The organism is Minwuia sp. (assembly GCF_048263705.1).
In the GTDB taxonomy this organism is placed as follows: domain Bacteria; phylum Pseudomonadota; class Alphaproteobacteria; order Minwuiales; family Minwuiaceae; genus Minwuia.
The window spans coordinates 156,461-176,876 of the sequence record NZ_JBLXDV010000007.1; the positions used below are offsets into that span (position 1 = coordinate 156,461).

Genomic DNA, 20,416 nt, shown 5'->3' on the forward strand with positions numbered 1-20,416 from the left:
CATGGCCCGCACCTACAAACGCAGTTTCACCTATCGTTTCGACCATCCGGTCGAGACCGTCTGGCCGGCGCTGGCCGATACCGCCCGCTTCAACGAGGCGGCCGGCTTCCCCAAGCATGAGATTGAGGAAGTCGAACAGGAAGACGGCTCCGTCCGCCTGTTCGCCGAGGGCAACTTTTCGGGCGTCGAGGTGGCGTGGGAGGATTTTCCAGTCGAATGGGTCTATGGCCAGTGGTTCTGGCACTGGCGCGAGTTCCACAAGGGCCCCTTCGCCACCATCGGCGCCATGGTCACGTTCGAGCGACTGGACGAGGGCGCGGCCTGCAACTGCCACTATGAGGTCAGCGCCACCGCCCGCAGCGCCTTCGGGCACCTGATCCTGAACACCGGATTCTTCCCCCGCGCGGAGAAGGATTTCAGGCGGCTGTGTGCGCAGGTCGCCGACTGGGCCGAGGGGGTCTCGCAGGTTCCCTATCAGGTCGAACCGCACCGGCCCGGCCCCGCCGAGCAACAGCGCATCGACGACATGGTCCGCCATCTTGAGGCCACCGACTACGGCCACGGTCTGGGCCGGAAGCTGGTCGACTGGGTGCTGAACGCGCAGGAGGTCGACCTGGTGCGCATCCGGCCGCTGGTGCTGGCCCGTGCGCTGAACGCGCCGCCGCGCCATGCCATCGAACTCTCGCTTCAGGCGGTGCGCGCGGGTCTGCTGCAACAGCGCTGGGACCTGCTCTGCCCGCGCTGCCGCGGCGCGAAGGTGTTCGTCGACGGCCTTGACCGGCTGCCCGAGGAAGCACATTGCGCGTCCTGCAGGATCGACTACCGGCGCGATTTCGACCGCAACGTCGAACTGACCTTCACGCCGTCCGCGGCGCTGCGTCCGGTCTATGACGGCGAATATTGCCTGGGCGGTCCGATGACCACGCCGCATGTGATGGCGCAGGTGCGCCTTGACCCGCATGCCGAGCGCTCCTGGCCGGGGCAGTTGCCCGCAGGCCCGTACCGTGCCCGCGACCTGCGCGGCGGTCCCTATGTCGAGATCGATCTGGACGCGGACCGTTCACCCGTCCTCATCCTGACCGAGGACGCAGTGATGAGCGGCGAGGACGCGCCTGCAGGCGAGCTGAGGTTCGTGAACCGGGACATCAGGCAGCGCTATGCGGTGATCGAGCGGCGCGACTGGGCCGCCGACGCGCTGACGGCCGCCGAGGTCACCACCCTGCAGGCCTTTCGCGACCTGTGCGCGGCGGAAAGCCTGCGACCGGGCGACAGCGCCGGGGTCAGCCACGTGACGCTGATGTTCACGGACCTGCGCGATTCGACCGCCATGTTCGAACGCCAGGGCGATGCGGAAGCCTATGCCACGGTGCGCGAGCATTTCGTCCATGTGGCGGAGATCGTCCGTCATCACGACGGCGGTGTGGTGAAGACCATGGGCGATGCCGTGCTGGCCGCCTTTGCCGAACCGAAGAACGCGCTGCAAGCCGCGCTGGCGCTTCAGGATGGTCTGGAGGGCTTCAATGTCCGCAACAACACCGATCTGGTGGTGCGCATCGGCCTGCACGCGGGTCCGGCGATGGCGGTCACCCTGAACGGACGGCTGGACTATTTCGGGCGGACCGCCAACCTTGCGGCTCGTCTGGAAAACCAGTCACGCGGCGGCGATATCGTCATGTCCGACGCCGTGCGTCACGACCCGACGGTGCGGGCGCTGGCCGAACGACACGATCCGGTGGCCGAGAAAGCCGCGATCCGCGGCGTTGCCGATGAGATCCGGTTCTGGCGGATCGACCTCGCGCGCGACCGCTGACCCCTACCAGGCGGCCAGCGCGCCCAGCGCGCGATCCGACAGCGCCTTGCGTTTCAGACGGTGCTTGTCGCGGCCCTTGAACCGCTGCCCCAGGTCGGGAAACAGGCCGAAGTTGACGTTCATCGGCTGGAAGGTCTTCGCGTCCGCGCCACCGGTGATGTGGGCGTGCAGCGCACCCAGCGCGGTTTCGGCGGGCGGTGGCGCAATCGTATCCCCCTTCGCTTCCGAAGCCGCCATGCGGCCCGCGATGAGACCGATGGCCGAGCTTTCCACATAGCCCTCGACACCGGTGATCTGTCCGGCGAACCGCAGGCGCGGCATGGCCTTCATGCGCAACTGGTCGTCCAGCAGGCGAGGGCTGTTGATGAAGGTGTTGCGGTGCAGGCCGCCCAGCCGCGCGAACTCGGCTTTCTGCAGCCCCGGAATCATGCGGAAGATGCGCTGCTGCGCGCCGTACTTCAGTTTCGTCTGGAAACCGACGATGTTGTAGAGCGTGCCCAGCGCATTGTCCTGGCGCAGCTGCACCACGGCATACGGCGATTCACCGGTGCGCGGATCGGTCAGACCGACCGGCTTCATCGGACCGTAACGCAGCGTCTCCCGGCCCCGGCTCGCCATCACCTCGATCGGCAGGCAGCCCTCGAAGTAGGGCGTGGATTTCTCCCAGTCGCGGAACTCGGTCTTGTCGCCCTCGGCAATCGCATCCAGGAAGGCGTTGTACTGGTCTTCATCCAGCGGGCAATTGATGTAATCGGCACCGTCGCCGCCCGGCCCGGCCTTGTCGTAGCGGCTCTGGAACCAGGCGATGTCGAAATCGATGCTTTCCTTCGTCACGATGGGCGCGATGGCATCGAAGAAGGCCAGCGCATCCTCGTCGGTGAGCGCCAGGATGGCCTCGCTGAGCGCCGGCGATGTCAGCGGACCGGTGGCGATGATCACGCTCTGCCAGTCCTCCGGCGGCAGGCCCGGCACCTCGCCGCGCGCGATCGTCACCAGCGGGTGCGCTTCCAGCTTCGCCTGCACCGCAGCCGAGAAATGGTCCCGGTCCACGGCCAGCGCACCGCCTGCCGGCAGCTTGTGCTGATCGGCGGACGCCATGATGACCGAGTTCAGGCGGCGCATTTCCTCGTGCAGCAGCCCCACGGCATTCTGTTCGTGATCGTCGGAGCGGAAGGAGTTCGAGCACACGAGTTCGGCCAGACCGTCGGTCTGATGCGCATCGGTGCCCCGTTCGGGGCGCATCTCGTGCACGATGACGGCAACGCCCGCTTCGGCGATCTGCCAGGCGGCTTCGGAACCGGCGAGACCGCCGCCAACGACGTGGATGGGCTGAATGTCTGTCATGCGCGGGAGATAGTCGGAATGACCGCGCGAGACAACCGGTTTGGCCGAAATACGGCCGCGCGTCAGCTGGCGCCGCGTATCGCCCGCGTCACCAGAACGTCGAGGACCTTGTCCTCGCCCAGCACATTGGCGGCCTGCTTCACCAGGCGGCGCTTGATGGATTCGAAGTCGATGGTGCCCTTGCCGTCCTTGTCGGTGACCGAGCGGCTGTAGAATTCGCGCAGGAACGCGTCATGCAGGCGGGGCCGCAGCTTCATCGCCTCTTCGCGGGCGGAATTGTCGACCATCTCCAGGGAAACGTTCAGAAAGATGTAGTGGCGGATGCGGTTGGCCCGGATGATCGGCGCGGTGAGACCTTCCATGCGCATGTAGATCGGTTCGCGGCTGGCCGACTGTTCCAGCGCGGCCTGTTCCGCCTTGGCCTTCTCTTCCGCTTCGCTGCCGGACATCATCATGAAAGCCGCCGCCCCGCCGCCGCCGAGCAGCAGCACGCCCAGCGCGCCGAAAACCACGATCTTCTTCATCTGCAGGGCACTCCCAGGTGCTGGATCAATCCCCTGAGCATGCCGGTTTCGATTTAAGCATCGGTTAATGGCGGAAATTGCGAAAGATTTTCGGCGATCGTTTAAGCGACCTTAAAGAATTTGCGGTCTACTTCTGTCCGATTGAGAGGAGTTTCATCCGCCATGGTTGGCATTTTCGGCAACGGCAACGAGGGTCAGACGCGACAGATCTCGCTGTTCCAGATCGATTCGTCGCTGCTGCAGGGCGCGTTCAATGCGAAGCTGGCACAGAACGCCGCGCGGCAGGCCGGACCGATTACCCAGACCGGCGACAGCCGTTTCGGGCCGGATGTCGTGCCGCCATGGGAGAAACCGCTCAGCCTGCTGGACCTGCCGGACGAGCTTGGGGAACATCTCTCCCAGCAGAAACTGTTCGCCGGCACCGAATCCGGCCTGCGCGCCGACCTCGACAAGACCCAGGAGTCGCTGTTTCGCATCTGGAAGGGCCTGAAGAAGGTTCATGAACTGACGATCTTCGCCGCCGAGGACAAGCGCGCCGATCTGGTACGCGGCCAGTTGCAGAAGCAGTACGAGCGCTATGAGGCCGAGATCGCATCGTTCATCGGCGCGCAGCAGCTTTCGGGCGTGAAGGTGATCGCCGGTCCGCTGGAAACCAACGCCGAAACCGAGACCCGCATCCCTCGCGCCCGCTCGGAATACGAAGGCAAGCGGCTGTTCGGCAGCATCAGCGAGGAAATTGCGGGACTGGGCACGAACACCAGGTTCAACATCAATGTCGTCAAGAGCGACGGGACCAACATCGATCTGGCCGTCGACCTGGCCGACATGGGCGACACGCCGAAATCCCTGGCCGCCATCTCCGAGCACCTGAACAGTGCACTGGAGGCCGCCGAAGTCACCACACGGTTCTTCACCTACGGCGATGGCGACGGCAGGTTCGGGCTGAAGGTCACCCGCTCGATCCTGGAGCAGGTGACGCTGACACCGGTCGATGCCGAACCCGCGATCTATGTCGCGGGCACATCGGGCAACGATGAATTCGCCAAGGGCTCCCTGCGCAAGTTCACCGGGGACGCGGCGGCGCTGACCCAGGTCTATGACGTGAAGACCGAAGTGACCGACGGCAATTCGCAACTGATGGCGTCCGCGCGCGGGCCGAACGGCGAGATCTTCACGCTGGGCACGACCACCGGCGACATCGGCGGACAGGTCGTGGGCGGTGAACAGGACGTCTTCCTGACCCGCTACGACGCGGCGGGCAACGAGGTCTGGCGCAGGCTGGTCGGCGCCACCGACACGGCGGAAGGCTATGGGCTGGCCGTGTCCGCGGATGGCGCGATCGCGATCTCGGGCCGCGTGAACAAGCCGCTGACGGCCACGTCGCCCGACAATGGCATCAACAGCTTCGTCACCCTCTACGATTCGGGCGGCGAGGCGCAATGGACGCGAAACACCGGACCGCAGGCGGTCGATGCCGCCTTCGCCGTCGACTTCGACGCCTCCGGCAATGTGGTCGTCGCGGGTGCCACATCCGGACCGCTGTCGGGCGAAACCCATCAGGGCGGCCAGGACGCTTACCTGCAGCAGTTGTCGGCGGTGAACGGCGCCGTCCTGGGCCAGGTGCAGTTCGGGGATGCGGCCAACCAGACCGCCACGGCGATGACCGTGCGTGACGGCATCGCCTATGTGGCCGGCAATGACGGCGGTCAGGGCTTCATACGCAGCTACGACCTGGGCAACCTGTCTGCCGGTGCGATCATGAACACCCGGCTGGGCGCCGACACCGAGGCAACCCGCATCACCAGCATTACTTTCGACAGCAACGGCAATCTGTTCGTTGGCGGGGATACATCGGATGCCAACCTGACCCTGAGCGGATCGACCACAGGCCAGACGACCGGCACCGGCGATACCGGTGGCGGTGGTGATACGGGTGGTGGCGACACGGGCGGCGGTGACACGGGTGGTGGCGATACAGGCGGTGGCGATACAGGCGGTGGCGACACGGGCGGCCATGAATGCACCCAGCTTGAAATTCTGCTGGGCACCTGCACATCGGGCGGCGGCGGCGGCACGGGTGGCGGTTCCGGTGGCGGCGGATCCGGCGGTGGCGATACAGGCGGGGGTGACACAGGCGGTGGCACGGGCGGCGGCGGAGACTCCGGCGGCGGCACGACCGGCGGCACCATCTCGCTGACTCATGGCGGCGGCACCGACGGTTTCGTGGCCCAGATCGATGTCTCGGATGCCTCGCTGGGGCTGACCGCCTATGTCGGCAGCAGCGAGACCGACCGGGTCAACGACGTGAAGGTCGCATCCAACGGCGACATCTATGTGACCGGCGAGACGCAGGGCGACCTGCACGGCAACAATCTGGTCGGCACCCGCGACGGATTTGTCACGCGCATCGGTGCCGAGGTTTCGACCACGACGTTCAGCGGCATCAACGGCCGCGCGGACGCAAACAGCATCATCGTCGACGAAAGCGGCGATTCCGTGCTGACCCGGCTGGGCATCGGGCATGGCGATATCGGCGATGTCGGATCCCGCACGGTCGCGGCGGCCAGCGCGGTCCGACCCGGCATGTCCTTCTCCATCGCGGTGGACAATGGCGCGCAGCGGCAGATCAAGATCGACAGCGACGATTCGATCCGGTTTCTGGCCTTCAAGGTCAATCGGGTCCTGGGCAATGCCGGGCTGGCCGAGGTCAAGAAGGAAGGCGACTTCGAATTCCTGAAGATCACCGCCAAGGACGACTCGACGATTTCCCTGCGCGGCGGCCGGGACGGTTTCGATGCGCTGCCCGGACTGGGCCTGCGGGAAGGCACCATCTTCGGCAAGGAGATCGAGGAAGACAAATCGGTCTTCGCGCTGGGCTTCGGCGGCTTCATCAACCTGACCGACTTCGAGCAGTCCGAGAAGGCGCGCGATCATCTGGGCTTCACGCTGAACGAGATCGAGAAGGCGTTCGACTTCCTGAGCGAGAAGGAAACCGATCCGCTGGCCAAGCGCCGTCAGGAAGCCCTGCTGCAGCAACCGCCGGAATTCCTGCGGAACCAGATCGCCAACTTCCAGGCCGCGCTGACCCGCCTGTCGGTCTGAGTCGGGCTACCCCGTGCCGAACAGCGCGAACAGGGCCGACACCGTGAACACCGACATCACCGTTCCGATCAGGATCGCCGACGCCGACCGCTGCGTGTAGGTGCCGTAGTACTGTGCCAGCAGAAAGGCATTGATTCCGGCGGGCATCGCCGCATTGATGGTCGCGACCGTCACCCAGAGCGGATCGTTCTCGAACACGTGTGCGGTGAAGAACCAGACGAAGAGCGGCAGGGTCACCAGCTTCATCGTCACCAGCGTCGCACTTTCGCGGATGTCGCCGGCGATGGAAAACTGGGTCAGCGACGCGCCCAGCGCGCACAGCGCCGCCGGCGTCGCCGCAGCCGCCAGCATGTCGATCAGCCGGTCGATGGTCGTCGGCAGCGTCAGCCCACTGGCCCCGAACAGAATCCCCGCCAGCATGCCCAGGATCACCGGATGCACGGCAAGGCTCTTCAGCGACTTCAGCAGGATGGTCAGGATGCTCTGGCGTTCGCCGTGATCGCCCCCGCGCAGGGTCTCGGTCAGGATGGTCGCCAGCGGGATCAGGATCATCGGATGGAAGGTCACGATCATCAGCAGCGGGATCATGCCTTCGTCGCCGAACGCGGTATAGACCAGCGGGATGCCCATCAGCACCGTGTTCGAGAAGGTGGCCGTCATCGCCGCCAGACCCAGTTCCACATTCGGGTTGCGGAAGATGAAGCGGCCGATCGCCATAACCAGCGCGAAGTGACAGAGCGCCGCAGCGAAATAGCCGAGCACGATGGACCATTCGATGCCGCCTTCCGGCAGCCCGCGCCCGAACAGGCGGAACAGCAGGGCCGGGATAGCCGCATAGAAGACGAAGTTGGTCAGCGCCTTGATGCCGGCCTCTCCGGCCAGCAGGGGCGAGCGGCCCAGCGCATAGCCGATGGCGATCAGCGCGAAGACCGGAAAGACAACCTCAAAGACCGCGCCCACCTAGGCAGCGCCCCCGCGCCGCGCGGTTTTCATCTCAGCCTTTCCGCGTGAAACGGGAAAGGTAGGCCTTGGGTTCGGGGCCCGAATGGCTTTCCTCGAAGGCGTCGATGGCCGAGCGGATCGCCGCGTCGATGGGCAGGTTCTCCCACTGGCGCATCAGACGCTTCTGGATGCGCACCGCCTGCGGGCCCGACGCCAGCAGCGACTCCAGCCATGCCTCAACCTGATCGTCGATCCGGCCCTTCGGGGTGACCTGCTGGATCAGACCGCACTGTTTCGCGTCCTGCGCGTCGATCATGTCGCCAGTCAGCAGGATCTCGGCGGCCTTGCCCCAGCCCATGATGCGCGGCAGCAGCACGGCCTCGATCACGCTCGGCATACCGACGCGCACTTCGGGCATGCCCAGCTTCGTGCCTTCCTCGGCAACGCGCATGTCGCAGACCGCCGCCAGTTCAAGCCCCGCGCCCAGGCAGAAGCCGTTGATGCGTCCGATGACCGGCATCGGCAGCATGCGCACCTCGTTGATCGCGCGGTGCAGGTTGGTGATGAATTCGCGCGCCGAGGGCGCATCCAGTTCGGACATCTCGTCGATGTCCGCCCCGCCGACGAAGGCCTTGTCCCCCGCCCCGGTCAGCACGACCGCGCGCAGGTCCTTGTCCTTCGACAGGGCGTGCGCGGCCTTGCGCAGCTCGTGATTCATCGCCGTGGACATGGCGTTCAGCTTCTTCGGACGGTTCAGCGTGATCGTCGCGATCTCGCCGCCCTTGCGCATCTCGCGCGCGACCTGGATGTATTCGTAGTCGGTCATGGTTCTTCTTACCTCTCAGGAACTCCCGCCCGCCATCCTTGTCTCAGGCGGGTCACCCCCGCCTTGTGCGGGGGGTCCGGTGCAGCTTTGCTGCAAGTCATCTGGTCGCCGGATGCCCGCGCGAGGCGGGCATGACACCTGCCGGTACGGAACGCTACCCCGTGATGTCCGCCCAGAACTGGTCCGCACCCCGGCTGACGGAGCGTTCGCCGAGCTTCTTCCACCAGTAGCGCTGGTTGCCGAATTCCGATCGCCAGGACCACAGCCTGCGCGTCGCAAAATGCAGGTTGTGTTCGTAGGTGAAGCCGATGGCGCCATGGGTCTGGTGACCGACCGAGGCGCCCGTCCCTGCTGCTTCCGAGGTACGGGCCTTGGCAGCGGCGATCAGATACTCGGCGTTCCGGCCTTCGTCCAGCGCGGCGAACGGCGCTTCGGCGATCACGCCGGACGATGCCGCCTCGCCTGCCATGCGTGCCATTTCCTGCTGGATCGCCTGGAACTTGCCGATGGGCCGTCCGAACTGCGTGCGCTCGTTGGCGTACTGCACGGTCTGCTGCAGCACCTTCTCCAGCGCACCGGCGATCTGCGCCGCCCGGATCATCGCGCCGTACTGCATGATGCCGTCGGCAGGCACATCGTTCGGCAGCGGCTTCAGATCGACCGACGCGCCATCAAGCACCACATCGTTGCGCGGTTCCCTGGCGACATTCTCGCCGTCCGAGACCGACGCCGCCTTCGACATCTCCAGCAGCCCGATCTTCGCACCGGATTCATCCTCGACCACGACAACGGCATGACCGGCCTGCGATGCCCAGGGCACGCGCTTCGCCGTACCCGACAGCTTCGCCCCGTCGAGTTTCAGCGCACCACGCCCGTCGATCACCGTCGACACACCGTCCGGCACCCCGAACCCGGCCTTCTCGGCCAGCCAGGTCGCCAGAATGGTCTCGCCGATGGGCACCGGTGCGGCGTGATAGCCGCTGGCCACCAGCAGGACATGGGCATCGCGCCATTCGCCGCCGACGCCGCCGTTCTCTTCCGAGACCAGCGGACGGGTGAGGCCCTGCGCCTCGACTTCATCCCACAGACCGCCGTCGCTCTTGCCCTGGTCGAACTCGGTCAGCAGTTCCTTGGTCACCCGGTCGCCGAACAGCCCGTTGACGCTGTCGGTCAGGATATTGCGAAGTTCACTCATCTGAGACCCAGCCCCCGTGCAATGATGCCGCGCAGGATCTCGCGCGTGCCGCCGCGCAGGCTGAACGACGGCGCCTCCTGCATCAGGAACGCCAGCACTTCCTGGAAGTCGGTGCCGTCCTTCAGGGTCGGCTCGTCCCCCAGCAGCCGCTGTGCGATCTCGGGCAACGCCTGTTCGAAGACGCCGCCGACGTCTTTCACCACGCTGGCTTCCAGCGCCGGGTTCTCGCCGCGCTGCAGCTTGCCGGCGACCGCCAGCGACATGCGGCGCAAGGTCATCACGTGCGCCGTCAAGCGGCCCAGTTCCTCGTTCAGCGCGGGATCGTCGGCGTCCTTCGCCAGGCGCAGCATCTCGATCACCAGCTGGATGCAGGACAGGTAACGCTCCGGCCCGCTGCGTTCGAACGCCAGTTCCGACGTCACCTGCTTCCAGCCATTGCCGACGGTGCCGATCACGCGGTCATCGGGCACGAACACCTCGTCGAAGACGCATTCGTTGAAATGATGCTGACCCGCCAGATTGATGATCGGGCGGATGTTCAGACCGTCCGACTTCATGTCGATCAGATACTGGGTCAGCCCCTCATGCTTGCTGGCCGGATCGCTGTCGTTGCGGAACAGGCCGATCATCCAGTCGGCGGTGTGCGCGCCGGACGTCCAGACCTTGGTGCCCGACAGCTTCCAGCCGCCGTCGACCTTCACGGCCTTGGCGCGGGTTGCGGCCAGATCGGAACCGGAATCGGGTTCGGACATGCCGATGCAGAAGCTGAACTCGCCCGCCGCGATCTTCGGCAGGAAGAACTCGCGCTGCTCCTCGGTGCCGATGTTCAGGATCATCGGCCCGGACTGGCGATCCGCCACCCAGTGCGACGCCACCGGCGCGCCCGCTGCCAGCAGTTCCTCCAGCAGCACATATCGTTCCAGGAAGGTGCGCTCGTGGCCGCCGTATTTCTTCGGCCAGGTCATGCCGATCCAGCCCTGCTGGCCCAGCTTGCGCGAAAATTCCCGGTCCCGGCCCATCCAGTTGAAGGCCCGGTCCACCGGACGTTTGTCCGCCATGGCCTCGTCCAGGAAGGCACGCACGTCACCGCGCAGCGCTTCCGCCTCGGGCGGCAGTGTCAATGGCTCGAAATTGAAGAATCCCATTCGGTCGGTCCTTTCTACAGCGGAATCCTGTCTGACGGAATCTTCAAGCAGGATTCCAAGACAGGTGAGGTTCATGCGAGTTGTGTTTCGGCAATTGACCCGAATCCGGGTCAATTGCCGAAACAACCCTACTCCCCGGCAGGCAACCTACCAGCGGCTGACATATCGTCAATTGCCTGAGGGGTACGGCAGCCATGTCCGTTCGGTTCGGTGCGACGCATGGGCTTGCGCCCCGCCGCCTGCCGCCATAGCGTCGTCTCCGGCATTCAGGGAGGCAGAGATGGCAGCAAGCAATCAGCGGACGGGCGGACAGTTACTGGTGGACTCGCTTGTCCATCACGGTGCGGATCTGGCGTTCTGCGTGCCCGGCGAAAGCTACCTCGCCGCGCTGGACGCGCTGCATGACGCACCGCAGATCCGGCTGATCACCTGCCGCCAGGAAGGCGGCGTCACCATGATGGCCGACGCCTACAACAAGCTGACGGGCAAGCCCGGCATCGCCTTCGTGACCCGCGGCCCCGGTGCCACCAACGCCTCGCCCGGCCTGCATATCGCGCATCAGGATTCGTCGGCCATGATCCTGTTCATCGGCCAGGTCGCCCGCGACCAGACCGAGCGCGAGGCGTTTCAGGAGCTGGATTACCGCCGCTTCCTCAGCCAGCTGACCAAATGGACCGGCGAACTGGAGGACGCCGCCCGCGCCACCGAGTTCGTCAGCCACGCCTTCCACACCGCCATGGCGGGCCGTCCCGGCCCCGTCGCGATCTCGCTGCCCGAGGACATGCTGACCGACCACGCCGAGGGCGCGCTGGGCAGCACCTATCACGCGCCCGACTACGCGCCGACGCCAGGCGACATGGCGAGGTTCGAACAGATGATCGCCGAGGCCAAGCGCCCGGTGATGATCGTCGGCGGCGGGCGCTGGTCGGAAGAAACCGGACGCAAGGTCTCGAAATTCGCCGAAGCCAACGACATCCCGCTGATGACCTCGTTCCGGTGCCAGGATTTCGTGGACAACACCGGTCCCGCCTATGCGGGCGTCGCGGGTATCGCGCCCGATCCGGAACTGGTGCAGTCGATCAAGACCGCCGATCTGGTGATTGTTCTCGGCGCGCGCATGGGCGAGATGACGTCAGGCCGCTATTCCTATCTGGCGATCCCCCGCCCGGTGCAGAAGCTGATCCACATCTATCCCGACCCGGAAGAGATCGGCCGGGTCTATCAGTGCGATCTGGGGCTGGTGGCGACACCGGCCGGGTTCGCGGGAGCCATCGAGAATATCGCCGTCCGGGCGGACAAGGGTGTCGCCAGGGCCGCCCACGACCGCTACATGGCCTTCACCGAACCGACCGAGATGGCCGGACCGGTGCAGATGGCCGAGATCATCCACCACATCACCGAGAAGCTGCCGCCGGACACGATCGTCACCAACGGCGGCGGCAATGCGACCGTCTGGGTGCACCGCTTCATGCGCCACAAGCGCTACCGCACCCAGCTTGCGCCGACCTCCGGTTCCATGGGCTATGGCGTTCCGTCGGCGGTCGCCGCCAAGCTGGTGCATCCCGACCGGCATGTGCTGAGTTTTTCCGGCGACGGCTGCTTCATGATGAACGGGCAGGAGTTCGCGACCGCCGCGCAATATGACCTGCCCATCGTCTTCATCGTCGTGAACAACGGCATGTACGGCACCATCCGGATGCATCAGGAGCGGGAATACACCGGACGCATCGTCGCCACCGATCTGAAGAACCCGAACTTCGCCAGGCTGGCCGAGGCCTATGACTGTTTCGGTGCGGTGGTGGAGAAGACCGAAGAGTTCTATCCGGCGCTGGAAAAGGCGCTGGCGGAGAAGGGGCCGAGCATCATCGAGATCCGCATCGACCCGGATGTGCTGTCGCCGACGACCACGATCAGCGGTCTTGTGGCGGCCGGTCAGAAGAAGAAATAGGTCAGCGCACGATCGAGCTGGTCTGCCAGGCGTCGATCACCTTGCCGTCGCGGATCAGTTCGACCAGAAGCTGATAGGTACCGGCGGTCAGACGCCCCCGGTTGCGCTTGCCCGACCATTTGAAGGACTGGGCCTGATTCTTCGGATGCGGCTTGTCCGTGTTCTCGAAGAAGACCGCGCCGTCCGGTCCGTTGATCCGGGTCCTGACCACGTCGCCCTGGCGGATGCCGTAGATCGAGACCCAGCCGAGAAGGGCGGGGCTGTTGCGGCTGATCTCGCCGAGGTGCGCACGGCCTTCCCGGATTTTGCCGCTGTCCAGGTCGGTATCGCCATAGAGGCCGATCGTGATGATCCCGCCGGGTCGGTAGGCCACGGCCTCGCGCACATCCTGATCCCACATGTCCTGAAACGAAGCGCCGCAGGCTTCTGCCGCCGCATCGGCGCCGCGATAGGGGTCGACCACCTGCTTGCCGCGGCGCACCGACAGGTGCACATGCGGGAACGCCGCCGCACCGGACATGCCGACCAACCCGAGCACGTCGCCCTTGGCCACCGTCTGGCCCTTGCGGACCGAAACCGAGCCACGCCGCAGGTGGCAATATTGCGTCTGCCAGCCGTCTCCGTGATCCAGCAGGACACCGTTGCCGCAGTCCCTGCCCTTGAGCGCCGCCGATCCGCCAAGCTCGCGCACATCGATGTCCTGCATGCCGTCGCGGATGCCCAGAACCGTGCCGCCCGCCGAGGCGACGACCTCGACGCCGTCGCGCATCATCTGAAGGTCGCGCAGCCGGAAGTCCGTGCCCTTGTGGCCGTCATAGGTGAGCGGACCGCAGGTGTGTTCGCGGGCACCCGGCCCGGGATCCACATCGACATACTGCTGGATGAAGCATTCCTGGTTCATCTCGCAGCGCAGGGGCAGACCCAGCGAGATATCGGCCGCTGACGCAACGCCAACACTGCCGATCAGCGCTGCAAGACCCCAGATGCTACGCAGAATGTACATGCAACCCCGAAAGACTGTGGCGGCCTATGCCGCCTGGGATGCGCTCCCGCCCGAAATCAGGGCGTAGACCGCATCGGCGGACTGTGCACCGCGCAGCTTCTCGCAATTGCTGCGGTCGCGCAACAGCCGGGAAATCTTCGACAGGGCCTTCAGGTGATCGGCGCCCGCCTGTGCGGGTGCCAGCAGCAAAAACAGCAGATCGACGGGCTGGCCATCGACCGCGTCGAAATCGATCGGCTCCTTCAGGCGCACGAACAGGCCGCTGATCTTCTCGATCTCGCCGATCCGCCCGTGCGGGATGGCCACGCCGTCGCCCACGCCGGTGGTGCCCAGACGTTCGCGCTCCAGCAGCGTATCGAAGATCAGCCGCTCATGCAGACCCGTCGCCGTCGCCGCGTGCCGGGCCAGCGCCTGCAGAACCTGCTTCTTGCTGCCGGCCTTGAGGTCGATCACGACCCCTTTCGGATCAAGAATATCGGTGATTTCCACTACTGCCACCTTGTCTGTTCCAACATCACGCCGTCGCGCGCGGGCCTGAGGATGATCTCAGGTTTCGCTGGGATCGATCCAGCCGATATGGCCGTCCGTCCGGCGGTACACGACATTCAGCCGGTCATTGCCCAGATTCCTGAACATCATCACGGGCTGGTCGGCCAGATCCATGCGCATGACCGCATCGGATACTGTACAGGCCGGAATGAAATCGCGCATCTCCGCAATCACCGTCGGCGCATCGCCCTGAGGCTCGTCTTCCTGCTCCGCGGCCTGCTCGGCGGCCAGCACATAGGCCTGCGCCGCCGCGGCGGCACCGACACGCTTCTGATCGGCGTGGTGATCGCGCAGCCGGCGCTTGTAGCGGCGCAGCTGCTTCTCGATCTTCTCGGCGGCATCGTCGAAGGCCGCATGGGCGTCGCCCGCACTGCCGCGGCTTTTCAGATAGATATCCTGACCGACGTGAATCTGGCAGTCGGCCTGCACGCCGCCCGCGTCCTTGGTGAAGGTGGCGCTGCCTTCGATGGCATCACCGAAATATTTTGATACGGCAGCTTCCAGGCGCTCCGTCACGCGCTGCGGAAGCGCGTCGCCCAGTTCGATATGCTTGCCTTGAATTGTAATATGCATGGTTCCCCTTCATGGCCGGGATTGAATGGTTCAGCATCGCGTTGCGGCACCGGCCCTCGAAGCGGCGCGGACCATAGGTTTGGTGCCAGGGCAAGTCAACCCGCCCGGAGGACACCCGTTCAGCGCGCCATGTCAAGCTGCATGCGCTTCGCGCGACGGCGCTGAACCGACGAAGGAATCCGCATGGCTTCCCTGTATTTGGCCACGGTGCGGCGCGCGATATCGACGCCGTCCGCCTTCAGTATCTCCACGATCCGGTCGTCAGACAACACCGCTTTTGGTGTTTCCTCGTCGATCAGATTCTTGATTCGATGCCGCACGGCCTCGGCCGAATGGGCTTCACCGCTGCCGGTCGACGGGATCGAGGCGGTGAAAAAATACTTCATCTCGAAGATACCACGCGGCGTGCCGATGTATTTGTTCGACGTCACACGGCTGACGGTGCTTTCGTGCATGCCGATGGCGTCGGCGATGGTCTTCAGGTTCAGCGGCCTGAGGTACTGCACGCCCATGGCGAAGAAGCCGTCCTGCTGGCGCACCAGTTCGGTCGCCACCTTCATGATCGTGTTGGCCCGCTGTTCCAGCGATTTCACCAGCCAGTTGGCGTTGTTGTAGCATTCGGTCAGATAGGTCTTGTCCTCGGCCTTCTTCGTGACCGCGCTGATTTCCGTGTAGTAGCGGTTGTTGACCAGCACGCGCGGCAGGGTCTCGGGGTTCAGTTCGATGGACCAGCCGCCGTCGGCGGTCTGACGCAGCAGGACATCGGGGATCGCCGTGTGGGCGGTCTCGGTTTCGAACTGCAGGCCGGGCCGGGGATCCAGACGCTTCAGCTCGCGGATCATGTCGATCAGGTCTTCCTCGTCGACGCCGCATTCGCGCATCAACGCCGGGTAATCCTGCTTGCCCAGCAGTTCCAGGCGCTCGACCATGGCCTGCATGGCCGGATCACAGCGGTCCTGTTCGCGCAGCTGCAGCAGCAGGCATTCCTTCAGGTCGCGGGCACCGACGCCTGTGGGATCCAGCCCCTGCACCGCCACCAGCGCCGACGCGGCAACTTCGGTATCGCACCCCAGACGTTCTGCCAGATCCTCCAGCGTTTCACGGAAATAACCGTCCGGTTCCAGCGAATCGATGATGGTCTGCGCCACGATCCGCACCGTCGGTTCCAGCACGGCGATGTTCAGTTGCGCCGACAGATGATCGCGCAGCGAGGCTTCATTGCTCAGCGTGTTCTCCAGGCTGAGGTCCATGTCCTCGAACTTCGACGAGCCGCCGTTGCCCATCGCGCCCAGACTGCCGCCGCCCACATCCATGGCGGATGCGGGTGTCGTATCGGCGGGCGGCGACCGGTCGGAAACGCCATCCTCGCCGTGCATGTCCTCGTAGCGCGCGTCCATGGCGGAATCGGCCTCGGCCTGGCCCGGCTTGGCCGCGTCGATGGACATTTCCTTCACGGGTTCGTCGTCGAATCCGTCCGACCGTTCCGCCTTCTCGCGTCCGACCGCACCGTCGGTCCCCGGATCCTGCAGCAGCGGATTGCGCTCCAGTTCCTGTTCCACGAAGGAGGTCAGCTCGATATTGTTCAGCTGCAGCAGCTTGATCGCCTGTTGCAGCTGCGGCGTCATGACAAGGCTCTGGCCCTGCCGCATCTCCAGCCTGGGAGTCATTGCCATGGCAGTTACAGCCTGAACCGTTCGCCGAGATAGACCCGGCGCACGTCATCATGGTTGACGATATCGTCCGGCGTGCCTTCGGTCAGCACCCGCCCGTCGTGCAGGATGTAGGCGCGGTCGATCAGGTCCAAGGTCTCGCGGGCGTTGTGATCGGTGATCAGCACGCCCAGCCCCCGGTCCTTCAGATGGAACACCAGATCCCGGATTTCGCCCACGGCGATGGGATCGATACCGGCCAGCGGTTCGTCCAGCAGCATGAAGGATGGCCGCGACGCCAGCGCCCGCGCGATCTCGACACGCCGGCGCTCGCCGCCCGACAGCGCCACCGACGGCGTCCGCCGCAGATGGGTCAGCGTGAATTCGCCCAGCAGGTCTTCCAGCATCTGTTCGCGGATGTCGCGTTCCTTCTCGACGACCTCCAGCACCGCCCGGATGTTCTGCTCCACCGTCAGGCCCCGGAAGATCGAGGCTTCCTGCGGCAGGTATCCGACGCCCAGCCGGGCGCGGCGATACATGGGCAGCGTCGTGATGTCGTGGCCGTCCAGGCTGATCTGTCCATAATCGGCGGCGATCAGACCGGTGATGATGTAGAAGCAGGTGGTCTTGCCCGCGCCGTTCGGCCCCAGCAGGCCGACCGCCTCGCCGCGCTCGACATACAGCGAGACGTCGCGCAGGACGGGGCGCTTCTTGTAGCGCTTGCCCAGGTTGCGCGCTTCCAGCCCGCTGCTGCGATGGACCAGCCGCGGCCCCTCCTCGGAGGCATCTATCGGAATGTCGCCGCTCAGATCCATCGTTCGGTCGGTCTTCCTCAGTTGCTCTTCGACTTGTCGGGACGGAAGATGCCCTTGACCCGGCCACGCTGCCCCGCATCCAGCGTCGTGACACCCGAATTGAGGTTCATCACCAGGGTCTGTCCGGTCAGCACGTTCTCGTCGCGGAAAAGCTGCACCCCGCCTTCCAGCTGCATGGTGCCGGCATCCACATTGTACAGGCCGCGCCGTCCGGTGGCGCGTTCCTTGGCCGTGATGATCACCACGCTGCCGATCGCCTCCAGCCGCGAGATCGCACCGCCGACATCCGCACCGCCGCCCTTGCCGTCCTGCCGGTAGGTCACGCGCAGCTCATCGGTCCTGAGCGTCATCCCGCCCTGCACGGCATCGACATTGCCCGTGAAGATCGCCAGTTGCTGTTCCTGCCTGACTTCCAGATTGTCCGCCTCGATCTCGATCGGCGCATCGGGATCGCGTCCCGGCACCTGTTGCGCCAGCAGCCCTGTCGGCAGGGCCAGCACCAGCATCATGAACAGAAATTTCCGGACCATCAGTTCGCTACTCCACCCGGTTCGATGACCAATTTGACATCACCGCTCAATAAGAGAACGTTACCATTCTCGCGAATGGCGAAACGGCGGGCCTCGAACCGGCCAAAGGGACCATGCCCCGTCACCGGCCCGCCGCCGTCGATCTCCCCTTCGTTCAGCTTGATCACCGCATCGGCCGCATGGAACTCGTTCCCCTCGTCAGTGAACAGCGCGACGTCCCCGTTCAGTGTCAGTTGCGCCGATTCCCGATTGAACTGCCCCGTATTGGCCGACAGGTGCATCCAGGTGCCCTTGTTGGTGGTCGTGTCGCCGGCGAGCGTCGTCAGATGAACCAGCTCGGGCACATTCGCGTCCTGCACGACCTGTTCGGCGGTAACGTTGACCTTCTTGTCCCCGCCGCTGACGAAGCGCGCGTTCGTCATGGTCGAGGAGGGCGTGGTCTTCGCGACTTCCGCGAAGTCGATCGCCTGCCCGTTCTGCCGTTCGGCGAACTGCGGCCAGACGATGATCGCCAGCACCATCAGCGCCGAGAGGCCGAACAGCAGGTATTTCAGCAGAACCACATGCGTCTTGCGCCGGGTCGACCGCTGGCCGGCCATTTCCTCGCGGGGCGCGACGTTCCAGCGGCGCGCGGGGCTCTGATCCTGTTCGATATGACTCACTGGATGCCCGTCCTGAGACAGTCGTGCAGATGCAGCAGGCCGACCGGCCTGTCGCCGTCCATGACGAACAGGCTGGTGATCTTGCGGCGGTTCATCTCGCCCATCGCTTCCGCGGCCAGCGTCCCGCTTTCGATGGTCAGGGGCGCCCGGTTCATCACGTCGTCGACCGTGGCCGCCAGCAGATCCTGGCGTTCCTCCATCCCGCGCCGCAGGTCGCCGTCGGTGATCAGCCCGGCCAGCGCGCCGTCATCATCCACGATTCCGGCACAGCCGAGGCTCTTCGTCGTCATCACGATCAGCGCGTCCGACATCCGGGTGCCGGCCTTCACCACCGGCATCTCGTCACCGCGATGCATCAGGTCATCCACCTTCAGCAGCTTGGCTCCCAGCTTGCCGCCCGGATGGAAGCGCCGGAAGTCATCGGCGGTGAAATGGCGTTTCTCCAGCAGCGCGACCGCCAGCGCATCCCCCATCGCCAGCATCATCGTCGTCGATGTCGTCGGCGCCAGCCCGTTGGGGCAGGCTTCCTCGAACGGCGGCACGATCAGCGCCACGTCCGCCGCGTCGCCCATCGAGCTCTTTGCACGGCCCACCATGACGATCACCTTGATCTGGTTCAGGGCGGCAAAGCTCATGATATCGGCCAGTTCGCTGGTCTCGCCGGAGTTGCTGAGGCAGATCACCGTGTCGTGGCGGGTGACCATGCCCAGATCGCCGTGACTGGCCTCGCCCGGATGAACGAAGTAGGCGGGCGTACCGGTGGAGGCCATGGTCGCCGCGATCTTGCGCGCGACATGTCCGCTCTTGCCCATGCCCGTCAGGATCACGCGGCCCGGGGTCGCCAGCACGATCTCGACGGCTTCGGCAAACGCATCGTCCAGCGCGTCGGCCATGGCCGAGAGCGCCGCCGCCTCGGTCCGGATGACCTGCTTGCCGATATCGACGATGGCGGACGTGCCGTCCGATGCCGTGGACCGTATCTGATCGGCCATGCGGTTCGTTTTCTCCCCTGGCAGGATGGGCGCTCCGTCGGGAGCATCAAGATTCGTGCCAATAATGGCCACTCGCGCGTCCGTTTGCAATGGCACGAAGGTTGCCTGACACGCGGCAAACCTAGGGTGCAGAGCTTGCCGCAACCTGAACGGCCGACGGACGCGCGTCACGAATGCGCGAAAATATCCGTTTCGGGCCAGCCCGCCAGATCCAGTTCCGCCCGCGTCGGCAGGAAACGGAAGCAGGCGTCGGCGATGCCATCGCGCCCTTCGCGTTCCAGTCGCGGGACCAGCACATCCATCAGCTGATGCAGGTACAACACATCCGACGCCGCATATTCCTTCTGCGCGTCGGTCAGATCGTCCGCCCCCCAGTCCGATGACTGCTGCTGCTTCGAGATATCGACTCCGATCAGTTCGCGGCAGATGTCGCGCAGGCCGTGCCGGTCGGTGTAGGTCCGGCAGAGCCTGCTGGCGATCTTGGTGCAGAAGACCGGCGCGGTATCGACGCCCAGGCCGGCTTTCAGGGACGCGATGTCGAACCGGGCGAAGTGAAAGATCTTCAGCACCCCGGTATCCGCCAGCAGCGCCTTCAGGTGCGTGGCGGCAGGACCGCCCGGCCGGATCTGCACCAGATGGGCGTCGCCATCCCCGGCGGAAAGCTGCACCAGACACAGGCGGTCACGTCCCGGAATCAGGCCCATGGTTTCGGTATCGACGGCGACACGGTCGCCAAAGCTGAGGCCCGAGGGCAGATCGTCACGATGGAAGTGGATGGTCACGGTCAGATGTTCTCCGGTCAGGTTC

The 20,416-nt window shown here is 65.2% G+C and carries 18 protein-coding genes; 3 read left to right on the top strand and 15 right to left on the bottom strand.

What is annotated here, in order from left to right:
- Nucleotide 1 precedes the first annotated feature (1 nt).
- Nucleotides 2-1,810: an adenylate/guanylate cyclase domain-containing protein gene (locus ACN0X7_RS12025; RefSeq protein ID WP_417517518.1), complete on the top strand. Its 1,809-nt coding sequence runs from the start codon at nucleotides 2-4 to the stop codon at nucleotides 1,808-1,810.
- A gap of 3 nt (nucleotides 1,811-1,813) precedes the next feature.
- Here ACN0X7_RS12025 and trmFO read toward each other — a convergent pair whose 3' ends face one another.
- Together trmFO and ACN0X7_RS12035 are read right to left on the bottom strand one after the other, a co-directional pair.
- Nucleotides 1,814-3,154, bottom strand: a complete 1,341-nt coding sequence (trmFO, locus tag ACN0X7_RS12030) for a methylenetetrahydrofolate--tRNA-(uracil(54)-C(5))-methyltransferase (FADH(2)-oxidizing) TrmFO (RefSeq protein WP_417517520.1) — start codon at nucleotides 3,152-3,154, stop codon at nucleotides 1,814-1,816.
- A 62-nt stretch (nucleotides 3,155-3,216) separates the two neighbouring features.
- A complete protein-coding gene (locus ACN0X7_RS12035) occupies nucleotides 3,217-3,678 on the bottom strand; it encodes a flagellar basal body-associated FliL family protein (RefSeq protein WP_417517522.1) in 462 nt (153 codons plus the stop codon).
- 162 nt (nucleotides 3,679-3,840) lie between these two features.
- Here ACN0X7_RS12035 and ACN0X7_RS12040 point away from each other — a divergent pair, with 162 nt between their 5' ends.
- Nucleotides 3,841-6,780 carry an SBBP repeat-containing protein gene (locus tag ACN0X7_RS12040; RefSeq protein WP_417517524.1) on the top strand — a complete coding sequence of 980 codons (2,940 nt, stop codon included), beginning with the start codon at nucleotides 3,841-3,843 and terminating at the stop codon, nucleotides 6,778-6,780.
- A 6-nt stretch (nucleotides 6,781-6,786) separates the two neighbouring features.
- Here ACN0X7_RS12040 and ACN0X7_RS12045 read toward each other — a convergent pair whose 3' ends face one another.
- From ACN0X7_RS12045 to ACN0X7_RS12060, 4 genes are all read right to left on the bottom strand, one after another.
- A complete protein-coding gene (locus ACN0X7_RS12045) occupies nucleotides 6,787-7,740 on the bottom strand; it encodes an AEC family transporter (protein ID WP_417517526.1) in 954 nt (317 codons plus the stop codon).
- Nucleotides 7,741-7,774: 34 nt separating this feature from the next.
- Nucleotides 7,775-8,548 (bottom strand): enoyl-CoA hydratase, encoded by a 774-nt coding sequence (locus ACN0X7_RS12050; protein ID WP_417517528.1) that lies wholly within the window; start codon nucleotides 8,546-8,548, stop codon nucleotides 7,775-7,777.
- A gap of 154 nt (nucleotides 8,549-8,702) precedes the next feature.
- Complete coding sequence (locus ACN0X7_RS12055; protein WP_417517530.1) at nucleotides 8,703-9,743, bottom strand: acyl-CoA dehydrogenase family protein; 1,041 nt, start codon at nucleotides 9,741-9,743, stop codon at nucleotides 8,703-8,705.
- Nucleotides 9,740-10,888, bottom strand: coding sequence for an acyl-CoA dehydrogenase family protein (locus ACN0X7_RS12060; protein ID WP_417517532.1), 1,149 nt, complete (start codon nucleotides 10,886-10,888; stop codon nucleotides 9,740-9,742). The genes ACN0X7_RS12055 and ACN0X7_RS12060 overlap by 4 nt, the downstream gene beginning before the upstream one ends.
- Before the next feature lie 280 nt (nucleotides 10,889-11,168).
- On the opposite strand from ACN0X7_RS12060, the gene ACN0X7_RS12065 reads away from it, so the two are divergent.
- The gene (locus ACN0X7_RS12065; RefSeq protein ID WP_417517534.1) at nucleotides 11,169-12,836 is read left to right on the top strand and encodes a thiamine pyrophosphate-binding protein; all 1,668 of its coding nucleotides are present in this window, start codon (nucleotides 11,169-11,171) and stop codon (nucleotides 12,834-12,836) included.
- A gap of 1 nt (nucleotide 12,837) precedes the next feature.
- On the opposite strand, the gene ACN0X7_RS12070 is transcribed toward ACN0X7_RS12065, so the two are convergent.
- The 9 genes from ACN0X7_RS12070 to ACN0X7_RS12110 all read right to left on the bottom strand — a co-directional run bounded on the left by ACN0X7_RS12070 (nucleotide 12,838) and on the right by ACN0X7_RS12110 (nucleotide 20,391).
- Nucleotides 12,838-13,839: a M23 family metallopeptidase gene (locus ACN0X7_RS12070; protein WP_417517536.1), complete on the bottom strand. Its 1,002-nt coding sequence runs from the start codon at nucleotides 13,837-13,839 to the stop codon at nucleotides 12,838-12,840.
- Between the two features lie 24 nt (nucleotides 13,840-13,863).
- On the bottom strand, nucleotides 13,864-14,328 hold the full coding sequence (gene ptsN, locus ACN0X7_RS12075) for a PTS IIA-like nitrogen regulatory protein PtsN (RefSeq protein ID WP_417517676.1): 465 nt from the start codon (nucleotides 14,326-14,328) through the stop codon (nucleotides 13,864-13,866).
- Between the two features lie 57 nt (nucleotides 14,329-14,385).
- Nucleotides 14,386-14,961, bottom strand: a complete 576-nt coding sequence (gene hpf, locus ACN0X7_RS12080) for a ribosome hibernation-promoting factor, HPF/YfiA family (RefSeq protein ID WP_417517538.1) — start codon at nucleotides 14,959-14,961, stop codon at nucleotides 14,386-14,388.
- Between the two features lie 119 nt (nucleotides 14,962-15,080).
- Nucleotides 15,081-16,634, bottom strand: a complete 1,554-nt coding sequence (rpoN, locus tag ACN0X7_RS12085) for an RNA polymerase factor sigma-54 (RefSeq protein WP_417517540.1) — start codon at nucleotides 16,632-16,634, stop codon at nucleotides 15,081-15,083.
- A gap of 5 nt (nucleotides 16,635-16,639) precedes the next feature.
- Nucleotides 16,640-17,425, bottom strand: a complete 786-nt coding sequence (gene lptB, locus ACN0X7_RS12090; protein WP_417517542.1) for an LPS export ABC transporter ATP-binding protein — start codon at nucleotides 17,423-17,425, stop codon at nucleotides 16,640-16,642.
- Between the two features lie 17 nt (nucleotides 17,426-17,442).
- On the bottom strand, nucleotides 17,443-17,955 hold the full coding sequence (locus tag ACN0X7_RS12095) for an LptA/OstA family protein (protein WP_417517544.1): 513 nt from the start codon (nucleotides 17,953-17,955) through the stop codon (nucleotides 17,443-17,445).
- On the bottom strand, nucleotides 17,955-18,617 hold the full coding sequence (gene lptC / locus ACN0X7_RS12100) for an LPS export ABC transporter periplasmic protein LptC (protein ID WP_417517546.1): 663 nt from the start codon (nucleotides 18,615-18,617) through the stop codon (nucleotides 17,955-17,957). The genes ACN0X7_RS12095 and lptC overlap by 1 nt, the downstream gene beginning before the upstream one ends.
- Entirely contained in the window at nucleotides 18,614-19,609 is a 996-nt protein-coding gene (locus ACN0X7_RS12105; RefSeq protein WP_417517548.1) for a KpsF/GutQ family sugar-phosphate isomerase, read from the bottom strand. The genes lptC and ACN0X7_RS12105 overlap by 4 nt, the downstream gene beginning before the upstream one ends.
- 167 nt (nucleotides 19,610-19,776) lie before the next feature.
- Nucleotides 19,777-20,391, bottom strand: a complete 615-nt coding sequence (locus ACN0X7_RS12110; protein WP_417517550.1) for a ribonuclease D — start codon at nucleotides 20,389-20,391, stop codon at nucleotides 19,777-19,779.
- Nucleotides 20,392-20,416: the final 25 nt, after the last annotated feature.

What these genes read in the sequence shown, in the direction of transcription:
- ACN0X7_RS12040 (WP_417517524.1), top strand. Translation starts at nt 3,841, where the DNA reads ATGGTTGGCATTTTCGGCAACGGCAACGAGGGTCAGACGCGACAGATC.
- ACN0X7_RS12060 (WP_417517532.1), bottom strand. Translation starts at nt 10,888, where the DNA reads ATGGGATTCTTCAATTTCGAGCCATTGACACTGCCGCCCGAGGCGGAA.
- ACN0X7_RS12025 (WP_417517518.1), top strand. Translation starts at nt 2, where the DNA reads ATGGCCCGCACCTACAAACGCAGTTTCACCTATCGTTTCGACCATCCG.
- ACN0X7_RS12095 (WP_417517544.1), bottom strand. Translation starts at nt 17,955, where the DNA reads ATGGTCCGGAAATTTCTGTTCATGATGCTGGTGCTGGCCCTGCCGACA.
- ACN0X7_RS12035 (WP_417517522.1), bottom strand. Translation starts at nt 3,678, where the DNA reads ATGAAGAAGATCGTGGTTTTCGGCGCGCTGGGCGTGCTGCTGCTCGGC.
- rpoN (WP_417517540.1), bottom strand. Translation starts at nt 16,634, where the DNA reads ATGGCAATGACTCCCAGGCTGGAGATGCGGCAGGGCCAGAGCCTTGTC.
- trmFO (WP_417517520.1), bottom strand. Translation starts at nt 3,154, where the DNA reads ATGACAGACATTCAGCCCATCCACGTCGTTGGCGGCGGTCTCGCCGGT.
- ACN0X7_RS12070 (WP_417517536.1), bottom strand. Translation starts at nt 13,839, where the DNA reads ATGTACATTCTGCGTAGCATCTGGGGTCTTGCAGCGCTGATCGGCAGT.
- hpf (WP_417517538.1), bottom strand. Translation starts at nt 14,961, where the DNA reads ATGCATATTACAATTCAAGGCAAGCATATCGAACTGGGCGACGCGCTT.
- lptB (WP_417517542.1), bottom strand. Translation starts at nt 17,425, where the DNA reads ATGGATCTGAGCGGCGACATTCCGATAGATGCCTCCGAGGAGGGGCCG.
- ACN0X7_RS12050 (WP_417517528.1), bottom strand. Translation starts at nt 8,548, where the DNA reads ATGACCGACTACGAATACATCCAGGTCGCGCGCGAGATGCGCAAGGGC.
- ACN0X7_RS12055 (WP_417517530.1), bottom strand. Translation starts at nt 9,743, where the DNA reads ATGAGTGAACTTCGCAATATCCTGACCGACAGCGTCAACGGGCTGTTC.
- ACN0X7_RS12105 (WP_417517548.1), bottom strand. Translation starts at nt 19,609, where the DNA reads ATGGCCGATCAGATACGGTCCACGGCATCGGACGGCACGTCCGCCATC.
- ACN0X7_RS12065 (WP_417517534.1), top strand. Translation starts at nt 11,169, where the DNA reads ATGGCAGCAAGCAATCAGCGGACGGGCGGACAGTTACTGGTGGACTCG.